The organism is Pleomorphovibrio marinus (genome assembly GCF_003347495.1).
Taxonomy (GTDB): Bacteria; Bacteroidota; Bacteroidia; order Cytophagales; family Cyclobacteriaceae; genus Pleomorphovibrio; species Pleomorphovibrio marinus.
In genome coordinates this window covers 1,297,136-1,318,883 of record NZ_QCXY01000001.1, presented here as the reverse complement: position 1 = coordinate 1,318,883, position 21,748 = coordinate 1,297,136, and the positions used below count along the sequence as shown (strand labels likewise).

The following is a 21,748-nucleotide window of genomic DNA, read 5'->3' as shown; positions in this document are numbered from 1 at the left end:
ATAGTTCTTGATTAAATCAAATGGGAAAAGTCAAAGTCAGTATTATCGGCGGGGGCATCGCAGGGTTGACCACAGCAATAGCGTTACAGCAAAAAGGAATACAGGCCAATGTATATGAAGCTGCCTCAGAAGTCAGGCCGGTGGGGGCAGGTTTGGCATTGTCTTCCAATGCAATGCGGGTATATAAGTTATTGGGTTTTATGGATGAGGTCATCAGTCAAGGCAGATTGATGTCCTCTTTTGCCTTGTTGGATCAGAAAGGGAAAATCATCACAAAATCCGATAGCGAGGCCATCAGTAAAAAGTATGGCCTGGATAATTTTTTGATCCATCGCTATGCTTTGCATGAATTGTTGCTTTCCAAACTTGATCCCGATACTGTTTTCACAAACAAAAAGGCCACAGCTTTCAGTAATCAGAAAGATCAGGTGCTTGTTGACTTTGAGGATGGTTCATCCATATCTACAGATTATTTGATAGTGGGGGATGGGATTCATTCGGCTATCAGAAAGCAATTATTACCCCAATCGACTCCTCGGTATTCGGGATATACCTGCTGGAGGGCAGTGATGGACAACAGCAAGTTGAAAATCACTCAGGCTTCTGAGACTTGGGGACAAAAAGGACGGTTTGGAATAGCTCCTTTGGCCAATGATGAATTGTATTGGTTTGCTTGTATAAATGCTCCCCAGAATGACAGAAAAATGGGCGCAATGAAAGTACTCGACCTGCTGGCTAATTTCAAGGATTATCATGATCCGATTCCGCGGATTTTGGAACATACAGAAGATCATCAGTTGATTTGGAATGACATTATTGATATCAGTCCAATTGGTCAATTTGCATTTGATCGGATTGTTTTAATCGGTGATGCTGCCCATGCTACTACTCCAAATCTCGGACAGGGTGCGTGTCAGGCTATCGAAGATGCTTATGTCCTAGCTGATGAAATGTCCAAAAGCGATAAATATTCCAAGTCCTTCCGTGCTTTTGAAAAGAGAAGGATAAAAAGGACAGATTTCATTGTCAATACCTCTTGGAAAATGGGAAAGTTGGCCCAATTGGAGAATGCAATGTTATGTAGAATTAGAAATTTTGGGCTAAGAAATCTGCCTAAAACCATAAATGACAAACAACTTGAAAAAGTCTTTAATACAGATTTTTAGGAGTTGATTACCCCTAAGAGTGATTTGAGCGATAAATGGAATAACTTTTTAAAAATTCTCAAGAAAAAAAACAAATCACAAGCAACCTAACTCCCACTTTTCCAATCATCACAAATAGAAATAGTTGTTTACCTAACCAACTTCTACAAATGAAAAACATAATAATTATTTCCTTAGGGTTATCCCTGATAGCTGTTTTGGGCCTGAGTGAATGTCAACAGTCTTCAAAAACAGAATTGCCAGAGCTTAATCAAATTAAAGATTTAAATGGATTCCAGACACTGGAAGAATTTGGCAAGCATCTAACTTTGGTTTCCGGCTGCCATGATTGCCATACAACCAGAAAGATGGGACCCAATAGACCCGAACTGGATATGGAACTTCAGCTTTCCGGTCACCCTGCAGCAATTCCCCTACCCGACCTTGACCGGGCTGATCTAGAGTAAAAAGGAGTAGCTGCCACGCAGACGCTAACTGCGTGGATCGGACCTTGGGGGGTCACTTATCCAGCATACCTAACTCCCGATGATGATACGGGAATCGGATCCTGGACTGAGGAACAATTTTCCATTGCCCTAAGGGAAGGGAGATATAAAGGAATAAAAACAACCAGACAATTACTGCCTCCAATGCCATGGGATATGTACAGCCATATGACAGATCAGGAAACCAAGGCGATTTATGCCTACCTGAAATCCATCAAACCTATCGATAATCTTGTTCCCAATCCGGTACCCCCAACTCATGCAATGAATTGATTACGAAATTATGTCAATGAAAAATGTATTAATTGTGGCATTTATAATGTCGTTTGCCTTTATTTCATGTGAATCCATTGAGCCCGAGTCCGAACTCCCTATCCTTAAGAAGGAAAAAAAGGTTCTCTTTGAATTTTTCACGGACAAGGATTTTAGCTCCACGCAGTATGATACCTATTTTGTCAATTTAAATGTAGGAGTGAGCCTTGTGGATAAGAATTCAACTCAGGAAATTAAAATTTTGGAGGAAACTACCGGCTGGATTCCTTTTAAAGATATTCCTAGGGAATTAAACAAAAGCAGATTTGAAAAATTGGTATCGGTGGATATTCATAGGTATAATGTGAGCTATGGATATTCTCATCAGGTCAGGATTGGGGAAACCATTCAGATGAAGGCCATAGGAAAATTTCTTACTGACTGGGAGGATGAAAAACTTATAACGATTAATTTTTAGCCCCTTTCCTAAAGCATCTAGAACGCTGGATTCACATTATCAAATCCAGCGTTTTTTTGTTTTAACAAAAAATGGAGCTGTCGGCGCTTTTCGGTATTTACAATGCCGGATCTAGATAAAATGGGTTTGCAAGCCTACTACCATAAACTCACCTATCGAGCAAATCTAAAATCATAAATCCAAACTAAGTCGCAAAAACCCCATCTCATCCTCCACATTGACAAAAACCCAAATTTTTCCATCTTTGACGAAATGAGTTTTAGGTGTCTCGGTTAATCCCTGTACCTGTTGTTCCGAAAGCAGGTTAAGCTCGGAATCCCAGACGCTTAAAAACACTTCCGAAGATGAAGGCACCGGACTGCCACCTATGTCCATTGATCTGGTAAATTTTTCTTTGTAAGAAAACCGATAAAATAACTTGGCTTCTTGATCCCAATTCAATTTGGAGAAATTTATATCCTCCTTAAAATCCGTCAAGAGCTTATTCATTTCCTCTTGTGATTCAGCTTTGGGAAAGGTCACATTTACTTTAATCTGGGGAATGGAATTATGTGGCAAAGCATAATGAATTAGAGAATCCAATTTCGGGTCATAAATATATATATCATTTGACACTTCATTGGACAAAAACAATTTGTCCGAATCATCCGATAAAAAAACACCCGGTAAGTTGCCCCGAACCACCCTTGCTCCATCCATTTGTTGTAACACAAAGGACTTTACCTTGTCAAACTCCGACAGGTTGTAGTTTTTAAGTTGTCCATTTTCCGGGTTCAGCTTCCAGAAAAAATAACTATGTGAGTCCCAGTTTATAGTTAAACCAAATATATTGTTGAAATTTTCCTTAAATGTCCTGAGTGAATAATGATAGCCATTGGAAAAAACATCCTCTACAGGACTTAGCTCAACAGATGATAAACGGCTCCCTTGAAGGCCAAATATTCCAGCCCCCCGTAATGACCAAATCAGCATTCTGCCCTCGCCTGCCAATTGGATATTGGAGATTAAACTGCCAATGCCGTTGGGTCCATCCCGGTCAAATATAAGCAATTCATCTAGACAAAGTTCATCCAGATTAATCTGCTCGATAGAGCTTTCCCGTTCGTTAAAATTATAAAGAAACCTCTTATCAGATGAAAGAGTGGATTGCCTTAGTTCATCATTTAGGTATAAAAACTCCCCTTTTGAATCAATCATTACCGTATCTATCGATATAATTGCTTCCCTCTCCAAGACATGTCGGACGGTCGATTTATTATCACATGCCCACAAAGTACCAATTAAGCATAGGTAACTAAACTTTCGGTAGAATTTTGAGAAAACCATATTATAACTATTAATACTTCACAAATAGTTTGAGAGGAAAATGCCTGGAAACATTGTCAAAATCTCTGTCGGCATGATAAAAAGAAACATCGAATGTTAATGCATAAGAAGCAATTAGGCAATCCATACTTTTTCTAATGGTAACTCCTCGTTTCCTTAGTTGAAAATATAATTTTGCGGCACCTATAGCCATCATCTTAGAATCAGCCTCTAAAAAATGTAGGCTTAACAATTGATCAGATAACTTTTCAAATGTCTTTATGTCACTAACTCCCTGAAGAATTTCTTGAAGAATTGGAGGGCATATGCATGCCTCATTCCCTAGGATAAGTTTTTGGACATTTTGAATCAAATTTAAATCCCCTCCCCGGAAAAACTTCACCCAAATGCTGGTATCTATCAAAACAAGCATTAATCAATCCGTTCTCATTTCTTCCAAATTTTCAATCCAATCAATTTTACCAGCCATACCAGCCAGCTCCTCACGCTTCAGTTTTTGCAGGAATTCTTTAAGTGCTGCATGAACGATTTCTCTTTTGGTTTTCAAAGAGGTTTTGTTCAGGATTTCATCCATTAGCCTTTCATCAATCTCTATATTAGTTCTCATTGTAAATTAAATATACACCAATTTAATAATTTTTTTACACATTCATAATTTCTTTTCCTGAATTGCCTCCAATTCGGAATTTTGCAATGCCGAACCCAGATAAAAATGGTTTGCAACCCTATTACCGTTAACTCACCTATCGTCCCAAATCCAAAATCATAAATCTAAAATCAACAACCGCACAAATCCCATCTCATCCTCCATATTCTCGTACATCCAGATTTTTCGGTCCTTTACAAAGTGGAAGCCGGGCGGTTTTGTTAGATCTTCAACAAGGGACTCTGCGATTACGTTAAAGTCAGCATCAAATACCGTTAGGAATACAGATGATTTATACTCTTCCTCTTTAGATGAATTGTTACCAATATTGACAGCTTTATGGGAAAACCGGTAAAACCGATGGTTATTTTCATCCCAAATGGGAGCCATAAAACTGATTTCTTTTCGTACGTTTTGAGTTTCCTGGTTAAATTCCTCCTCGGTTTCTGTTACCTGTGTGTATTTGCCTTTTTTCCTATCTTCCGTAAGCATAGGCTGATAGTTGATTTCTTTTAAAAAATCTATTTCAAGATGGTAAAGTAGGATTGTATTATTTACTTCATTGGTGATGAGGTACCTGCCGTTGTGCTCCGAAATAGTAGCTGAGGGAAAAGACATTTGTACCCGGGAGGTACTACTTAGCACAAATCGGAAGTTCTCCAGTACATCCAGTGGAATCGGAACCTTCTTTAAATGCCTGAAATCGGAATCTAACACCCCCAGGGCAAAGCTTTTTTCTGTGGCATTTCTGATCAAGCCTACCATCTTCACCGAGTCAAACATGTAGGTGTTCAGAAATTCAAAACGTTCCCCCTTTATCAACGGATCCCCGTCAAAATTTACTTCCGCAATGGGGAATTCGACCACCTTCCTGCCTTTTAAGTCAAAAATACCCGCTTTTATGTACCCCATAAAGGCAACTAATTCGTCTGAAATCAAATCCATTCTAAAGACCATATCACCAACTCCATCAGGTCCCTCCTTTTCGAAGGCCAATTTATCTTCAAGCTTCCTGCTGTTTAGATTGATTTTCTCAATGGTATGATCGGAAGGATTGAAATTATAGAGGTAGTCCCTCTCCGCATCCAGCGTGGCCATCCGAAGCCCGGCATTTAAGTGCAGCAATTCATTCCCAGGATCAATCATTACTGTATCCAAAGAATAATTTAAAGAAGTCAGTGAAAGGTCTACGATATCCTTTTTTTCCGCACAGCCGATGAAAGCGAAGCATAACGACAAAAAAACAATCTTGCTCAAATTAATAGCTGTATCCATTTAAGTTAGGTTTAGAATTTATGATTTCAGATTGGATAAATCCGAAATCATAAATCAAAACTCAACTGGACAAACCCCATTTCATCTTCAACATTTTCAAACACCCACAGTTTGCCGTCTTTAGCAAAATGAAAAGGTGGCCGATTCGTCAATTGGGGGATGGCTGATTCGGTTAGCATGTTCAATTCCTTGTCGTAGATGGTTAAAAACACCTTGGCACCAGAGGGCTGTTGAAAAGGGCTCCCCTCTGGTTTTTCTGCATTATCATCGAATTCCATAATAAATGAAAACCTGTAAAACATTTCATTCACTTCATCCCACACAGGTGCCATAAAACCTACCTCCTCTAATATCCTCCTGTAGATTCCGGCAAACTCATCTATCCCTCCCACTTTCGGGGGATAATTACCCTTCTTTTCCGTGGCAGTAAGTTCACTGGTGTATTCATGCAGCTGACTTGTACCTGTCTCTTTATCCATCACATACAATTCATTGGATCCCTCTATGCCTACAATCAATTTGTCACCAGCATGGATAATATACTTCTGCATACTAAATCTCCCACCATCTGTAATCTCTATCTCAAATTTCTTGGCCTTTTCGAAAATGGGTATTTCAAACCGTTGGATGACATCTTCGGCAATATTTAATTTTGCCACTTCCGTTTTACCTTCTTGCCAATCTGAAACCAACCCATAATATACTTCAGGTTCCTCCGGAAGCAGCACCGCTGAAAGCAGGTTTTCCGAATCGGAAAGTTTATCAGGCTCAGTTCCTACTTTTTTAAAGTCAAATTGATGCTTTTTCTTACCGGTTAGATCTACTATGTTATCCTGATTGTAGCACCTAATCAAAAGATTATTTTCATCCTTAAGCAGGAACCCGAAAAAATACTGCCCCACCCCATTTGGGCCCTCCTTTGAAAGCATAATTTTATCTTCAAAGGCCAATTCATCCAGATTGATTTTTTCAATGGAAAACTCCGTAAAGTTAAAATTATACAGGTGTTTTTTATCCGGGGTAAGTTGGGATTGGGACAAGCCGGAATTCAAAAACAAAATCTCCTGACCAGGGTTGACCATCACGGTATCCAAGGTGTAATTTATGCGAACCTGGTCCCCGTTTTCTCCCCCCTTATTCCCCCCACAAGCAAACAAAAAGCCACAAAGCACTATAAAAATAAACTTTTTCATAAGTTATGTCATTTTTTGAGACTAAAAAATTAGGGATTTTTTAGTCAAATAAAAATAATTGGGTGTTAAAAAATTATAAAATCCTTAAAAATAGCGAGTTGGACTGATGATTTGAGGTTAACCCCCATGATTTTCATCCCTTGCACATTTTAGATTGGACAATTCATAAATCAACCAACAACCGCACAAACCCCATCTCATCTTCGATATTTTTAAATATCCAGATTTTGCCGTCCTTTACGAAATGGAAGGGAGGTCTATTGGTCAGCATAGGAACTCTTGAAGTCAAATTGGTGCTTTTTATTGCCATTCCAGTCCACGATATTGTCCTGGTTAAAGCACCTGAACAACATGGAATCATCATCCAACAATAAAAATCCCATGAAACATTGCCCCACCCCATTGGGGCCCTCTTTCGATAAGGTAATTTTATCCTCAAACTTTAGTTCATCCAGGTTGATCTTTTCAATGGAAAATCGGGATGGTTAAAATTGTAAAGGTACTTTTTATCCTTGCTTAGTTGGGCCAGGAATAAACCTGAATTCAAAAATAGTATTTCCTGACCGGGGTTGACCATCACCATATCCAGACTAAAGTTGATGCGGACCTCGTCGGAGTTTGCCCCATTACCACTTCCCCCACAGGCAACCAAAAACCCAAAGAGCACCATAAAAATCAACTGTTTCATAAGGTAGGGAATCGATTAGATCCAGGAATTTATTGAAAATCATTTAGAATTTCAGATTTAGGATTCTATAAATCTTAAATCATACATCATAAACGTAACAAACAACCCCCATTTTATTACAAGATTTGTCATAAACAACCCCCATTTTATTACATATTTTATTATATTTACCCCTAAAACATGACAATATCCCATGCTGTTTTTCCGGAAGGCTATACTAACACTTCAAAACTGGAAGGCAAAAGCCATTCATAAGCCACTCCTAATCAGAGGAGCGAGACAAGTAGGCAAATCTACTTTGGTGAGCCAGTTCTCTGATCAATTTACTCATTTTATTTCGGCCAACCTTGAAAAAAAGGAATATAAGGCACTTTTTGAATCAATGGATGATGTTAAGGATATTTTTGAAAGTCTCCTTATCATGCATAACATCCCTTGGGATGGTGAACCCACACTGCTCTTTTTGGATGAAATTCAGGAATCTCCCAAAGCCATACAATTACTTCGCTATTTTTTTGAAGAACTTCCCCATATTCATGTAGTTGCCGCAGGGTCCTTACTGGAATTTGCAATAAAGGATGTGCCTTCGTTTCCAGTCGGAAGAACAGAACAATTTGTCCTTCATCCTATGGACTTTGAGGAATTCCTTTATGCAATTAAAAATAAACCTGCCATTAACCAAATTAACAAAATCCCTTTTTCGAATGGTGTCTTTCAGCCCATTTTGGACTTATTCCATAAATACCTCATTGTTGGTGGCATGCCCGAAGTGATAAAAGACTATGTGGAAAATGGCCAAATTGCCAATTTACCGGATATTTATGAGTCCCTGATTCAAAGCTACAGGGATGATGTGGAAAAATATGCCAAAAACAATTCGGAGAAACAAGTGATCAGGCATATAATGGAGACCGCACATGCTGAAAAAGACAGGATTAGCTTTGAGGGCTTTGGAAATTCTAAATTTCGATCCAGGGAGGTGGGTGAAGCACTACGGACATTGGATATGTCCCGGGTAATCCAATTAATCTATCCCTCTACTAATTTAAGCCCTCCTGCAATTGATGATGTAAGAAAGCGCCCCAGGATTCAATTTTTAGATGTTGGCTTACTTAATTACCAATCAAATAGACAGTTGAGCATGCTCCAAGTAAAGGATTTTAATGAGTTTCACCAAGGCAAGGTAATCATGCAAATGGTCACTCAGGAAATCAAGGCACAACACCATAGACCTTCTTATAGACCAAATTTCTGGGTAAGGGATAAAGCTGGGAGTAGTGCGGAGATCGACCTGGTTTATCCTTTGCAGCAATATCTCTTACCCATTGAGATCAAATCCGGCCCTAAGGGTAAGCTAAGGTCCCTTTTCCAGTACATGGACATGGTGGATCACCATTATGCCATACGCTTGTTGGCCAATCGGTTTTCTGTAGAAAAAGTTAAAACCCTTACCGGAAAGTCCTTTTACCTACTTAACCTTCCCTATTTTCTGGCGGGGAAAATACCCGAGTATGGGGAATGGTTCGTATCCAAATATCCTATGGAACAAGGATAGGCAGCAATCCTTCCAAAAAAACAAGCTCCTAAACATTTTCCGTAGAAAATGATTAAAAGAAAAAAGAATTATTCCAATTATGCCTCAGAATACAGCCCTGCTTTGGTTGAGAAATGACCTTCGTGTACATGACCATGCAGCCCTAACCGGGGCCCTGGAAAATGCCAACTACCTACTGCCCGTCTATTGCTTTGATCCCCGTCATTTTGCCGATACGGAATTAGGCATACCCAAAACAGGGGGATTCAGGGCCAAGTTCCTGATAGAATGCCTGGAAGATTTACAGCGAACACTGAAAGCCAAGGGAGCCGATCTCATCGTCTTGCAAGGCTATCCAGAGATAAAGGTCCCTGAATTTGCCGAGCAGGTGGGAGCCACCACCATCTATTTTTCAAAGGAAGTCACACAGGAAGAAATAAAGGTGGAAGAAACACTGGAGGAGCGTGCATGGGCTCAGGGGATTCGTACCGAATCCTACTGGCAAGCCACACTTTATCAGTTGGATGCATTGCCTTTTCCTATCAACCAATTGCCGGAAGTTTTCACCGTTTTTAGAAAAGAATGCGAAAAAATGGGGGAAATCAAAAAGATGCTCCCAGAACCAGAGCATGTCCCTTTTCCCAAGGAGCAAACCTTTCCCTGCACACTACCTGCTCTGGAAGCGCTGATAGGCCCCCCTCCAAAAAAAGACAAGAAAGCCGCCATGGACTTTGTGGGAGGTGAAAACCGGGCATTGGAAAGACTCTCCCACTATTTCTGGGAGACTAAATCCCTAGCAAGCTATAAAACCACCAGAAATGGGCTGCTGGGAGCGGATTTTTCCAGTAAATTCTCCCCCTGGTTGGCCCTAGGCGCATTGTCCCCCAGAAAAATTTATTGGGAAATAAAGAAGTTTGAAACGGAGGAAACCAAAAACTCCTCCACTTACTGGCTCTTCTTTGAATTGGTTTGGCGGGATTTTTTCCGGTTTGCGGCGAAGAAACACGGAAACCGGTTTTTTCAAGTGGAAGGGATATCCAATCAATCCAGAGTTTGGAGCAGTGACAAAAGCCAATTTGAGCAATGGACTCAAGGAAATACCGGGATTCCCATGATAGACGCCAATATGCGAGAGTTAAATGCCACGGGGTATATGTCCAATAGGGGGCGCCAACTGGTGGCCAGCTTTTTGACCCATGACCTAGGAATAGACTGGCGCTGGGGAGCATCCTATTTTGAAAGCAGACTTATCGATTACGATGTTTGTAGCAATTGGGGCAATTGGATGTATGTGGCGGGGGTGGGACACGACCCCAGGCAAAACCGCTATTTCAATATCCTGAACCAGGCAAAGAAATACGACAAGGATGGGGACTTTGTACGGCATTGGCTGCCCAAACTCAAAAAGCTCGAAGGCTTTGATGCCCATCAGCCCTTTGCATTTACCGATAAGGAAAAGGCAGTGCGCATGGGGGGTAATTCCTACCCAAAACCCATGGTGGATGTAAGCAAATGGTAATTTGCCCTTTACGAAAAAGGCATAATAAGCCTACTTGACAAGCCTTTGTACTTCGCTGTGTCTAAAGCATTGTACCAAATGGTCGTTGACCAATCCGGTTGCCTGCAGGTGGGCATACATTATCGTGCTGCCGATGAATTTAAATCCCCGCTTTTTCATATCTGCCGAAAGCCTATCGGACACCTCGGTACTGGCAGGCACCTGAGACATGTCCCTCCATTGATTTTGAATGGGGGTACTACCCACAAAGCTCCAGATATAGGAGGTAAAGGAACCCTGCTGCTCCTGCACCTCTAAAAAACGTCTGGCATTATTAATGGCTGCGGTAATCTTGAGTCGGTTACGGATGATAGCTGTATCCTCCAAAAGGGTGTCCAGATACTTATCCGGAAAATCTGCCACCACTTTATAGTCATATTCCGCAAAGGCCTTTTTGTAGCCTTCCCGTTTCTTAAGGATGGTTGCCCAATTCAACCCTGCCTGTGCACTCTCCAATATCAAAAACTCAAAGTGCTTTTTGTCGGAATACACCGGCACCCCCCATTCCTCATCATGATAGCGAACATAGTCCTCAAAACCCAGGCACCATGGGCATCTGAATTTTTGAGATTGGTTAACGGAAAAGTCAGCGTTCATAGTAGTGGATTCTAATTAGGGGATATCGTACTATTTAAGCAATTGTTAGGTCTTTTCATAACTCAAATCAGTGATCGGTGATAGGTGATCGGAATTCTCAATTCTCCATTTTCAATTCAACCCCTACTGCCCTACCAGAAACAAGGCATTTGCCACCAGCATTTTTCCCGACTCCCAGAAGCTCCTAAACATGGGATTGTCCGCAAAATAAACCACCTGACCCCTGCCCAATGCCTCTACTCCAAATACCATTGAACGTTCCAATTGAGGCTTGAACCTGTATCCGATAAAACCTGCCCGGTGACGGTCTGCGGAAGGGATATGGCCTACATTAACCCCGTTCTTCAATAGTGCAAATCGGTTGTCGTTGTTTTTGAGAGAATAAAACTTATCCCCGATACCAAAGGCCAGGGGGTGGGTAACATCCATATCTACTTCAACCACTGCCCCTCCTATATAATCAGAGATTGCTTCCCTCTCCCTCTCTTGATATGGGACGGTCAACTGGTCAATCTCGACCTCCCTTTTTAATTTAGTGGCATTTTCCTTTTCTTCTTCATCCAAATAGGCAGTGAGGGAAAGCCCTCCCTGGTCCACCAATTGGTTGAGCGAATTTTCATAAGCAATTAATTTGCCTCCTTGTTTTACCCACTCCAGTAATTTACCGGTAAGGGTTTCTTCCCAGCTCCCTCCGTAGGTGCTTGGTAGCAATATTACATCATAACTGCTCAGATCCGCTGCACCCAAATACTCCATTTCCAAAATAGAAACCGGGTAGCGAAGTTCCTGCTCCAGAAAATGCCATATTTCCCCGAAGTTGAGGGAAGAGGTCCCATTCCCCCCAATCAGGGCAACCTTGGGCTTACTGATGGCCCTTACATCCGAAGAACCAAAATCCTTCCCGCTATCCACATAGGCGGTTTGGGTCTTGCTCAAGGTAATCTGGTGCCGGTTGGCAATGTCGGTAACTTTTTCGTGAAAATCAGCCACATATTGGTTGCCACCCCTGGGAATGATCAAGGTGCCCGCCGGGTATTCCGTATCTCCAAAGCGAAAGGGAAACGTAGCGTACCTAACCCTTATGCCTTCTCTCACCAAAGCCGAAAGATAGGCGGCATGCTGCACGGAATGCCAAGGAGCCAAATAGGCTAAAACCGAAGCATCCGGGGTATTTCCCGAAAAAGCCTCGCTTTCATAGTCGGCTCCTGCATCCACCCTGCTTTCCACAGCATATGCCTTTAGGTTATAGGCATAGGGAAGGGCCCAGGTGGTGATATCGTAGGTGATACTGTCGTTCAGTATAGGTTCTGGCTCAAAAAGCACTTGGGCAAGTATTGAGCGGGGCTGGTAGGCATTGACCACCAGATCCTCCTCCTGGATATCAAACCGCTCATTTTTTCCGGTATGGTAGTTCAAGCCCTGAAGGCTGCGGCTGCCCCCACTTCTGCCATAGCTTATGCCGTTCTTGTCCAGCAGCTCCAACAATTTTTGCATTTTTGCCGGCTCGTTGTCCGCTTTGATGATAAAGCTTTTGTATTTTCCCTTAGGGTTTTGACTGCTTTCGCTGAAATACTTTTCAAATTCACTTAACACCCTTTCCGCTTCTGAAGATGTCACTTCTATGGCCGAGAGGGCTGTGGTATGATGATGGATGATCCGGTCCTTTAGCGTAACCGTGTCCCCCTCCGCATTGAGGATCCCAAGCCCGGCCCTGCCGGAGCCGCCCTGTTCTATGGTCATGCCTATGGCGCCATTGTACATAGGATAGGTGTCTCCGTAACTGGGATATAGCAGGTCAAAGCGTTCCTTGGTAAAATAAAACCAGTCGTTTTCATCAAAGTACTTTGCGGTGTTCCTACCAAAAATCTCCTGAAACTCGTGCTGATAGTCGGAAAGCTGTCGGTGCAGGGGTTCGGCGGCAGGGGCAAAATAATAGGGTTCGTTCAGGCCCTGCTCGTGGAAATCAAGGTGCACATGGGGCATCCAGCTTTGGTATATCTTCGCTCTTTGCTGGGATTCTTTTTGTATTTGCCAGGCCCAGTCCCTGTTCAAATCGAACAAATAATGGTTGGGCCTACCACCGGGCCAGGGCTCCCGGTGCTCCACCGACTGTGGGTCGGGCTGCAGGATGTCGTTTACCTTTTGGTTGTACCAGTTCACATATCGTTCCTGCCCGTCGGGGTTAAGACAGGGGTCTATGACTACCAGGTTGTTTTTTAGCCATGCCTTGTTGTCGGCTTCGGCAGGATCCACCAGCGCGTAGAGGGTCATCATGGCGGATTCCGAGGACACTGCCTCGTTGCCATGCACATTATAACTGAGCCAGGTGACCGGAACCTGGGTAGTGGTGGAACCAGTTTTAATGCCTGTCCTGATTAGGTTGTCCTCCCGGATTTTTTCCAGTTGGTCCATATTGCTTTGGTCCGAAACATAGGCTACCATCAGTGGCCTTCTCTCCACACTTTCCCCGTAAGGTTCCAAGCTCACGTTGGAGTTGTTGGCAGCCACATGCTCAAAATAGGCAATTACCCTGTGGTGTGGGGTAAAGCGTTCGCCGAGCTCATAGCCCAAAAACTCCTTGGGGGACTGGGTCTGTGCCCATGAAGGGGCGGCAATACATACAGCTAAAATCAGGCAGTAAATTCTATTCATAGGTAAGTACGGGTAATTTGAGGGCGCAATTTAAGGCAATAAATGCAGATATGGATAAAAAATGGGGAAGAAGTGTGTTTTTAAAACTATCCTGATTTAGGAATTTAGATTGTTGATTTCAGATTTGTATTTTGTGATTAGTGATTTGAGGTTGTTGATTTTTGATTTAGGATTGTTGGTTTTAGGTTTGTGATTTAGGATGAGATCAATTTTATTTTGGGGTTGATTCAAATTACGGTAATTGTTGCCTATTAATCTGTTATGGCTGGTGGGACAGCGGGATCGATATATTTCACGACCTCATCCAAAACGGGAGTCTTAATTCCTGCCTTTTCCTTAAGCACCCTGAATTCTTCCTTCAGTTGCATCATCTCGCTGCGGGCATTTCTGGCGTGTCGCACCCCACCAATATCAAAAAGCTCAGTGCCTAGTACACGTTGTAGCAAGAAAACCACCATGAAATCAGGGATATAAGTACTCCAACGCAACTTCGCCGGTTCCATGGGAAAACCCAGAGTCCGCAAAACCTGGAATGCTTCCTGCATACCCTGCCAGCATTTCCTCACCGCATCCCGGTTTCGGGCCAGACGGTAATTGCATAATCCTGCCATATAAATAGCACCGGAAAGGGTTAATGCAATTGCCACATGATAGCGCTTCCAGGAATCCATGTTTCTGCTAAACACTACTGGGAAACCCCCTGCTTTAAATGCACTGGCAATTTGCTGCAGACGCTCACTTATTTCCCCATTGGGTTCACCCATAGTCATCTTTTCTGCGACCATATAGCGGACTATATGCCCATCACGTTCCCCACCAGCGTTTACATGCCCTAGCAGAACTTTTTCGTGACCCAAAGCGTCGATCATGGATTGAGGACCTTCCGAGTCATTGTGCATAAAGAGAAAAGAGGGAATATGCGGATTTTTTGCCAAGGCGGGGAGTGCATCGCGAAGCTGTGTTTTTTGTATTAAGACCACGCACACATCAAAGTACTCCTCCTCAGGCATACGGTCGACTAGACGCACCTTTGTGGAAGTTTGCTTTTTCGTTTTAAAGTCCTCCAGTACAATCCCGTGCTTTTTCAGATCAGCATATCTGGTACCGCGAGCTACCAATGTCACATCCGTTCCTGCCTCCTGCAACCTGGCGGCATACAAACTACCGAGAACCCCGGCACCGAAAAATAGAAATTTCTGCTGATTCATATCCTAAACAAGTCCTTGATTACGCTTACCCCTTTACTGCCCGTTCTTTTGTCCAATGATATCACGTTGCCACTTGGTTGCTTTTTTTGTAAAATTCCTTCCCCACTCTTTGTATGTGTTCGAGGAATTCAGGATTGGTTATTTTGGAGTAAATGGAAATATCAAACTTGTAGGGCAACATCAAATCATCCAAATCAAACTCAATCTTTGTTTGTAAACTCAAATCAATATTCTCTCCAATTAAGGTAAGGTCAATATCTGAGGCGGGTTTAAAGTTACCTTTTGCTCTTGAGCCGTAGATCATTACTTTTTCTATTTGTGGATATTTTGAGAATACCGCTACAATGTTCGCTATTTCTTCCTTTGTCAAGCCTGAATTTTCCATTTTACATTAATTTTCCTTGCTCTCCGCTTCTTTTAGCCTCCATATTCCTTCCGAATTCAAGTAAAGCTGGATAATACTCATTAATAATTTTTGAATAAATCTCCTCAGCTGTTTCCTCGTTGTAGGTGTGCGAAGTTTTGTTTCTGCTCCCGATCATATCCATCCAAATCTTACCATCGGAAACCAGGTTTAACTGGAAAGCTTCTCTTGCTGCATCCCTACTCCCTCCGACATAGGGATTACCCTGGAAGATGGCATAATCTTTCATCACATTCCAGGCCAATTCATGGGTATACTCAAAACGCTGAATTAATCCCTCCTTAATCATTTCATCCAATACATGTCCAAATTCACCATCATCAACAGGCTTAACCTTGTTTTTAATGTATTCCACTGCTTCTGAAAGTTTCCGGAGCGCTTTCACAAAGTTTGAAAACCGCTGTTCCCATCTGATGTCTTCTCCCATTTTGGTCTGCAATAACCTGATTTAAGTTGATTTCTATTGTCAATTTACTATTTAATTTTTGTTTGCCCTAAGTTCATTCTCTGGGTTAATACGTGAATACCAATGAAGTGTACGATATCTTAAAATGAACCTTAAATTCTGGATAAACAATTCAGAAGGTTATATCAGCCATCTCTGGAAATCCAGAGGTGAGGTACTTGCTCCCACCCCTAAAGATAAAGCACTTCCACTCACTTTCGCCCTTTTAACACCTAATGGAGTATATTTTGAATCTTAAGGTATTGAAGAAGCATTATGGTTTTACCGTCTCTTATTTGGCCAGTTTGGATCCTTTCATAAGCTGTTGCGAAGGAAAGTTCGAGCACCTCAATATTTTCTAGTTCTTCTACTAGCCCACCGCCGGCAGTTTTTTTCATGGTTTCACTGTATTCTGCAATAAAAAAGTAGAGGAGTTCGGTAACTGATCCCGGGGACATATAGGCTTCAAAGACTTTTTGAAGGGCGTGCACAAGGTAACCGGTTTCTTCTTCAGCCTCTTTTATTATACAATCCTCAGGGTTGTCCTTATCCAATAACCCTGCACATGTTTCAATCAAAAAACCTGATGAATTACCGTTCAGGTAGGTAGGCAAGCGGAATTGGCGGGTGAGAATTACGGTGTTTTTTTGGGTATTATAGAGCAAAATAGTCGCTCCATTTCCCCGGTCATATGCCTCTCTTGTATGGGTTTCCCATTGACCACTGTCCAACTGAAAATCGAAGGTCACCTTTTCCAGGCGATACCAGTTGTCGGAAAGTACCTGTTTTTTGAGATTCTTCACCCGTTCATTCGGCATCTGGAATTTCATCTAGGTGATAATACACTTTCAACCCTCTTTCCTTTGCTATTTTCACATCCTGATCTGCGCCGGTAGATGCACCGGGAATTCGCAACACCGCATCGCATTTTTCCAGTAACCGATGAGCCACGGGATATTGGATCTCATTCCAAATATCATCTCCGGGTTTCTGTGAACCAGCACTTTTCAGCAGGGGTAATGCCACCCACTCCCCGATCATGGGCACATGTCCCTTTCTAAAAATGGGCAGTGCCATGGCCTCCAGGTTGTCGAGATTTTTTCGTATCAAGACGGGATCATCGTTTGTCCCACCTCTATAGGGACCGGCAATTAAAATCATCATATCTTTCATTTTTTTAACAAATGACGTACTTGCCCACCGCAATAAAAATAAGGTAGATTAAGATATGGGAGGTTTTCTGTATTCAGGCCTACTTTCCTCTGATGGCGCTTAAAAATTCCGGTGTAATTCCCAGGTAGGAGGCTATCTGTTTTAGGGTGACTTTACTGGCAATGTGTGGGTATTTTTCAAGGAACCTATGGTAACGTTCTTTAGCAGGCAATGAAAGGTTCTGAATGGTTCTAAGTTGTTCGCGGCAGTAGGAGTTTTGCATCAAGATCCTAAAAAGCTTATTGAACTGTGGTATATCTTCGTAGAGGGAATCCAGGCCTTTCTTGGATAGTTTCAACATACTGCAGTTTTCCACCACTTGGATCGTCACCATTGCCGGGAGTTCGTTGAGAAAGCAGTACATATCTGTAATCCACCAATCTTGAGCCGCAAACATAATGGTGGATTCCTTTCCCTCAGGACTAAGGTAAAATGCCCTCAATATCCCACTATTAACAAAATAAATATAATTGCAAGGTTCCCCCTGGCTGAGCAACAACTTCTTTTTCACCAGATAGTCTTCCCTTAAGAGACTTTGAAAATGGGCTTTTTCCTCCTCGCTTAAGGTAATATGCTTTTTGATATTGGAAAATAGCAAAGCTGTCTTCATGAGGAATCAGGTGGTAGGTGAGGATGTTGGGTAGGTTTTAAGCATGTAACTTGAATTTTGGCAGTTCACAACTTTCTTTTTGTGTCCTTTAATCGAAGTAAAAATTAATCTGCTAACTTTTCTTTACGTTGAGTTATCATAAAATAACTTGTAATATAAAAAATTGTATTTCAAAAAAGTTAGTACGGATGTAAAATAGTTAATTTATTCTGTGATTTAATAAAATTACGAAACAATTTCTTTTTCAAGGCTGGTGATTACTAATGAAATAAAATTTCGTTCCAAAACATATTATAAAAAAAATACAATTTTTAGTTTTATTTATGACATCTATCAGTAATAAATTTTGGTTTATTTATTTTTTTACCTAATATTAACATAAACTTGTTTTTGTGCATTCTTTTTTTGTGGATAGTGGTTTTTAGCAAGTTTTCATGTTACAGGATGCGTAATTGGCTTTTCGCCATAGGTCTTTTAAAGGTTAGTGAAGAAGGTTCAGGGTTTCAACGCTGTTTTTTGGGGAAATAAACCTTCAAAAGGAAATTTTGATCCCAAAAGTGATTCTTAGTTTACTGTTTCGCTGAAGTTCTTTTTTCGCTATTAGCCTATGAGTTCAAAAATTTTCCCATCTGCGATCGTGCATAAAACAATTGAGGTGTACGATTCCCGAATTACCGTAAAAACAAAGGCTTTATACCTAATTATGATGAGCGCAGTATTAGCCTTTTTTTTGGCACTTCCCTTTATCGAAGTAACCATCTCGGTGCAATCCCCGGGTACCTTTCAGTCAGCATTACAGCGAAACCCCTTGATAATTTCGGTAGGTGGCCGTCTTGAAAATTGGAACCTCTCCGAAAACCAGAAGGTATATAAGGGAGAGGTCTTAGCAACCATTAGGGGTGAGCTATTGCATTTGGAAATGCGGGGGATAAAAGAGCGGCTAAATTTGGTGGAAGATTTCATCAAGGACCTAAATCACCTTTTGTCCCTTGACTTTGCAAACAGCTCATTCGAACCAGTTACAACCAGATCAAAATTCTATCAATCTTCCCTGATGGAATTCCAATCCAGGATTTTCAACCAAGCAGCAGCTCTCCAGAAATTGGAAAGGGACTTCCAAAGAGCGCAGGTTTTGTATGACAGTCAATCCATCGCCTTCGCAGAGTACGATGAAAAGGAAGCGGCTTACAAACAGGCCAAAGCTCAATTGGAATTGATCCTAAACCAGAGAATTAACGAATGGGAGCAGGAGCTCTTCACCTACAAAAATGAACAGCTTAGTCTTAGCAACCAACTTGAGGTGGCTGAAGAGCAATTGGACCAATATAAGGTTATCGCAGGTACAGCTGGTACCTTGATCAATGTTCTTAATTTAAACATAGGGGACTTCGTATACCCCCAACAAAAGCTGGCGGAAATTTCTCCCGACACCCTATTATTAGCTGTGACCTATATTCCCCCTTCGGATATTGCCTTTATTGAGGTGGGACAGGAAGTAGGCTTTCAGGTGGATGCCTATAATTATAACCAATGGGGAATCGCCAAAGGGATGGTAGTGGAAATTGCCGATGACCTCACCCTGCTCAATGAGAAAAATGCGGGATTTTTGGTGACTTGTGAGCTCGACAACCCCTGCCTTAACTTGCCTAGTGGCCAGGAGGGGCCCATTAAAAAAGGCATGACTTTCAATGCCAGGTTCTTGGTAGCAAAACGTACTTTGTTTCAGTTGCTTTATGATAAAGTAGATGATTGGATAAACCCCTTCGTAAAGGATAAACCCTAACAAGCAAAAGCCATGGGAATAAATGTCAAGCAAAGGGACATGACAGATTGTGGGGCAGCATGCCTAGCATCGGTGGCCTCCTATTACAAGTTGGAACTGCCAGTTTCTAAAATCAGGCAAATGGCCTCTACTGATCAAAGAGGAACCAATATTTTGGGAATGATTGAGGCGGCCACTAAAATGGGGTTTTCCGCAAAGGGTGTAAGGGGAGAATTTGAAGCTTTGAGGGAGGTCCCCATGCCTGTAATAGCCCATGTGGTAATCAAAAAAGCACTCCACCACTTTGTAGTTATATACAGGTTGGAAGATAAATTCTTATCCTATATGGATCCCGCTGACGGTAAGATGCACAGGGTGGACAATTCGGTATTCAAGGAAATGTGGACAGGGGTACTATTACTGCTTATGCCCAATAATGAGTTTAAGGCGTTTAATGAAAAGGTAAACACTTGGAGCAGGTTTTTATTTCTGGTGAAGCCTCATCGGTCAGTAATGGTCCAATCCCTGGTTGGTGCAGTCTTTTACACGCTTTTGGGACTATCCACTTCCATCTATGTACAAAAAATTATTGACCATGTTTTTATCGGCAGAAACCATAACCTGTTGAACCTGCTTTCGGTCACTATGATAATATTACTGGTACTACAAACAGTCATTGGGACTTTAAAATCCCTTTTCATCATTAAGGTGGGGCAGCGCATAGATGCAAGATTGATTTTAGGGTATTACAAACATTTGTTGACCCTTCCCCAACGCTTTTTTGACACCATGAGAGTTGGAGAAATTATTTCCAGGATTAACGACGCAGTAAAAATCAGGGCATTTATCAATGAGGTGTCCATAGGCTTTTTGGTCAATGCCCTAGTTGTGATATTTTCATTCGCCCTAATGTTCACTTTTTATTGGAAACTAGCGCTTATCATGCTTTTGGTGGTACCAATTTATTCTTTAATTTATTGGGTAACCAACCGGCTTAACAGGAAGATTGAACGGAAGCTAATGGAGGAATCGGCGGAACTGGAGTCCCAGTTAGTAGAGTCCATAACGGCAGTGGGTACCTTAAAAAGATTCGGGGCAGAAGATAATGCCAATATCAAGACGGAAGTAAGATTTATCACCCTGTTGGGTTCTGTATATAAATCCAATTTGAATAACTTGTTTTCCGGCACCTCATCCGAAATGTCATCCCGAGCGTTTACTATTCTATTACTCTGGATAGGGGCGGGTTATGTATTGAAAAACGAAATCACACCCGGTGAATTAATGTCATTTTATGCCTTAACAGGATATCTGACCGGGCCAATCTCCAGTATGATAGGAATGAACAAGACCATTCAAAATGCCATGATTGCCGCTGACCGACTATTCGAAATCATGGATCTAAATGTTGAAAGAAAGGACAATACTTTTCGAATTCAGAGAGAAGATGTGGGTGATATTTCTTTCAAGAATGTAGTCTTCCGATATGGCTCCCGGTCCGATGTTTTTGAGGGATTAGATCTGGTGTTTCCAAAGGGGAAAATTTCAGGAGTTGTGGGAGAGAGTGGTTCAGGAAAAAGCACCTTGGTTTCTTTGTTACAAAACCTTTACCCTTTGCAATCTGGACAGATATATATAGGAGAGCATAACATCAAATACTTAGATAATGAAAGCCTCAGACAACAGGTTTCCGTGGTTCCACAACGGATTGATCTCTTTGCCGGAAACGTGCTGGAAAACATCGCACTAGGGGACTATCATCCGGATATGAAACGAATCGTTAACATCTGTAACAAGTTGGGCATGATGACCTTTATTGAAGAATTACCCAATGGGTTTGGAACCTATCTTGGAGAAAATGGGGCATGTCTATCGGGAGGACAGAAACAGCGTATTGCAATAGCAAGGGCTTTGTACCGTGACCCTGCTATCCTGATTATGGATGAAGCTACAGCCTCCTTAGATCCTGATGCAGAACAATATGTGTATAAGACCATTCGGAGGATGGCCGAGGAGGGGAAAACCATTATTTTCATTACACACAGATTGGCAGCCGTACAGGAGTTTGACCGATTGTATGTATTGGATAAGGGAAAACTACTGGAAGAAGGCACTCCTACAGAACTGCTCGCCAAGGAGGGCAAGTATTTTGAAATGGTGAAAAAACAGTTTATGATTTTGAATGGGTACCGATGAAAGCAAGAATAAAATCAGAGAATACATTTTAATGAAAGAAA

Annotated in this window: 23 protein-coding genes; 8 read left to right on the top strand and 15 right to left on the bottom strand. The window is 41.8% G+C overall.

The window, feature by feature from the left end; translation table 11 throughout:
* The first annotated feature begins 20 nt into the window (after positions 1–20).
* From DB520_RS05455 to DB520_RS05445, 4 genes are all read left to right on the top strand, one after another.
* A complete protein-coding gene (locus DB520_RS05455; RefSeq protein WP_114748587.1) occupies positions 21–1,166 on the top strand; it encodes an FAD-dependent monooxygenase in 1,146 nt (381 codons plus the stop codon).
* A 149-nt stretch (positions 1,167–1,315) separates the two neighbouring features.
* Positions 1,316–1,612, top strand: a complete 297-nt coding sequence (locus DB520_RS27175) for a hypothetical protein (protein WP_232834855.1) — start codon at positions 1,316–1,318, stop codon at positions 1,610–1,612.
* 36 nt (positions 1,613–1,648) lie between these two features.
* Positions 1,649–1,924 carry a c-type cytochrome gene (locus DB520_RS27610; protein ID WP_394340927.1) on the top strand — a complete coding sequence of 92 codons (276 nt, stop codon included), beginning with the start codon at positions 1,649–1,651 and terminating at the stop codon, positions 1,922–1,924.
* Between the two features lie 16 nt (positions 1,925–1,940).
* Complete coding sequence (locus DB520_RS05445) at positions 1,941–2,381, top strand: hypothetical protein (RefSeq protein WP_114748586.1); 441 nt, start codon at positions 1,941–1,943, stop codon at positions 2,379–2,381.
* A 171-nt stretch (positions 2,382–2,552) separates the two neighbouring features.
* Here DB520_RS05445 and DB520_RS05440 read toward each other — a convergent pair whose 3' ends face one another.
* The 7 genes from DB520_RS05440 to DB520_RS05410 all read right to left on the bottom strand — a co-directional run bounded on the left by DB520_RS05440 (position 2,553) and on the right by DB520_RS05410 (position 7,509).
* Positions 2,553–3,707: a DUF4221 family protein gene (locus tag DB520_RS05440; protein WP_114748585.1), complete on the bottom strand. Its 1,155-nt coding sequence runs from the start codon at positions 3,705–3,707 to the stop codon at positions 2,553–2,555.
* 10 nt (positions 3,708–3,717) lie between these two features.
* Entirely contained in the window at positions 3,718–4,119 is a 402-nt protein-coding gene (vapC, locus tag DB520_RS27605) for a type II toxin-antitoxin system VapC family toxin (RefSeq protein WP_114748584.1), read from the bottom strand.
* A gap of 3 nt (positions 4,120–4,122) precedes the next feature.
* The gene (locus DB520_RS05430) at positions 4,123–4,314 is read right to left on the bottom strand and encodes a type II toxin-antitoxin system VapB family antitoxin (RefSeq protein ID WP_114748583.1); all 192 of its coding nucleotides are present in this window, start codon (positions 4,312–4,314) and stop codon (positions 4,123–4,125) included.
* A gap of 156 nt (positions 4,315–4,470) precedes the next feature.
* Entirely contained in the window at positions 4,471–5,628 is a 1,158-nt protein-coding gene (locus tag DB520_RS05425; RefSeq protein ID WP_114748582.1) for a DUF4221 family protein, read from the bottom strand.
* A 47-nt stretch (positions 5,629–5,675) separates the two neighbouring features.
* Entirely contained in the window at positions 5,676–6,821 is a 1,146-nt protein-coding gene (locus DB520_RS05420; protein ID WP_114748581.1) for a DUF4221 family protein, read from the bottom strand.
* 257 nt (positions 6,822–7,078) lie between these two features.
* Positions 7,079–7,249: a hypothetical protein gene (locus DB520_RS27600; RefSeq protein ID WP_394340926.1), complete on the bottom strand. Its 171-nt coding sequence runs from the start codon at positions 7,247–7,249 to the stop codon at positions 7,079–7,081.
* A gap of 14 nt (positions 7,250–7,263) precedes the next feature.
* The gene (locus tag DB520_RS05410) at positions 7,264–7,509 is read right to left on the bottom strand and encodes a hypothetical protein (protein WP_114748579.1); all 246 of its coding nucleotides are present in this window, start codon (positions 7,507–7,509) and stop codon (positions 7,264–7,266) included.
* 193 nt (positions 7,510–7,702) lie between these two features.
* Between DB520_RS05410 and DB520_RS05405 the strand changes: the two genes are divergently transcribed.
* A complete protein-coding gene (locus DB520_RS05405; protein ID WP_114748578.1) occupies positions 7,703–9,064 on the top strand; it encodes an ATP-binding protein in 1,362 nt (453 codons plus the stop codon).
* A gap of 79 nt (positions 9,065–9,143) precedes the next feature.
* Positions 9,144–10,562, top strand: a complete 1,419-nt coding sequence (locus tag DB520_RS05400; RefSeq protein ID WP_114748577.1) for a DASH family cryptochrome — start codon at positions 9,144–9,146, stop codon at positions 10,560–10,562.
* Positions 10,563–10,592: 30 nt separating this feature from the next.
* Here the strand turns inward: DB520_RS05400 and DB520_RS05395 are convergent, their stop codons facing one another.
* The 8 genes from DB520_RS05395 to DB520_RS05360 all read right to left on the bottom strand — a co-directional run bounded on the left by DB520_RS05395 (position 10,593) and on the right by DB520_RS05360 (position 17,749).
* Entirely contained in the window at positions 10,593–11,198 is a 606-nt protein-coding gene (locus tag DB520_RS05395; RefSeq protein ID WP_114748576.1) for a DNA-3-methyladenine glycosylase I, read from the bottom strand.
* A gap of 123 nt (positions 11,199–11,321) precedes the next feature.
* Positions 11,322–13,850: a M14 family metallopeptidase gene (locus tag DB520_RS05390; protein ID WP_114748575.1), complete on the bottom strand. Its 2,529-nt coding sequence runs from the start codon at positions 13,848–13,850 to the stop codon at positions 11,322–11,324.
* 251 nt (positions 13,851–14,101) lie between these two features.
* Positions 14,102–15,058 carry a ketopantoate reductase family protein gene (locus DB520_RS05385; protein ID WP_114748574.1) on the bottom strand — a complete coding sequence of 319 codons (957 nt, stop codon included), beginning with the start codon at positions 15,056–15,058 and terminating at the stop codon, positions 14,102–14,104.
* Between the two features lie 61 nt (positions 15,059–15,119).
* Positions 15,120–15,443 carry a nucleotidyltransferase domain-containing protein gene (locus tag DB520_RS05380; RefSeq protein WP_114748573.1) on the bottom strand — a complete coding sequence of 108 codons (324 nt, stop codon included), beginning with the start codon at positions 15,441–15,443 and terminating at the stop codon, positions 15,120–15,122.
* Position 15,444: 1 nt separating this feature from the next.
* Positions 15,445–15,921, bottom strand: a complete 477-nt coding sequence (locus tag DB520_RS05375) for a nucleotidyltransferase substrate binding protein (RefSeq protein ID WP_232834853.1) — start codon at positions 15,919–15,921, stop codon at positions 15,445–15,447.
* A 239-nt stretch (positions 15,922–16,160) separates the two neighbouring features.
* Positions 16,161–16,757: a GDP-mannose pyrophosphatase NudK gene (nudK, locus tag DB520_RS05370; protein ID WP_232834852.1), complete on the bottom strand. Its 597-nt coding sequence runs from the start codon at positions 16,755–16,757 to the stop codon at positions 16,161–16,163.
* The gene (locus tag DB520_RS05365; protein WP_114748806.1) at positions 16,735–17,091 is read right to left on the bottom strand and encodes a DUF4406 domain-containing protein; all 357 of its coding nucleotides are present in this window, start codon (positions 17,089–17,091) and stop codon (positions 16,735–16,737) included. Before DB520_RS05365 ends, nudK begins: the two co-directional genes overlap by 23 nt.
* A gap of 88 nt (positions 17,092–17,179) precedes the next feature.
* Positions 17,180–17,749, bottom strand: a complete 570-nt coding sequence (locus tag DB520_RS05360) for a Crp/Fnr family transcriptional regulator (protein WP_114748571.1) — start codon at positions 17,747–17,749, stop codon at positions 17,180–17,182.
* A 607-nt stretch (positions 17,750–18,356) separates the two neighbouring features.
* On the opposite strand from DB520_RS05360, the gene DB520_RS05355 reads away from it, so the two are divergent.
* Both DB520_RS05355 and DB520_RS05350 read left to right on the top strand, forming a co-directional pair.
* Positions 18,357–19,532 (top strand): HlyD family secretion protein, encoded by a 1,176-nt coding sequence (locus DB520_RS05355; RefSeq protein ID WP_114748570.1) that lies wholly within the window; start codon positions 18,357–18,359, stop codon positions 19,530–19,532.
* Between the two features lie 12 nt (positions 19,533–19,544).
* Positions 19,545–21,707, top strand: coding sequence for a peptidase domain-containing ABC transporter (locus DB520_RS05350; protein ID WP_114748569.1), 2,163 nt, complete (start codon positions 19,545–19,547; stop codon positions 21,705–21,707).
* Positions 21,708–21,748 lie beyond the last annotated feature (41 nt).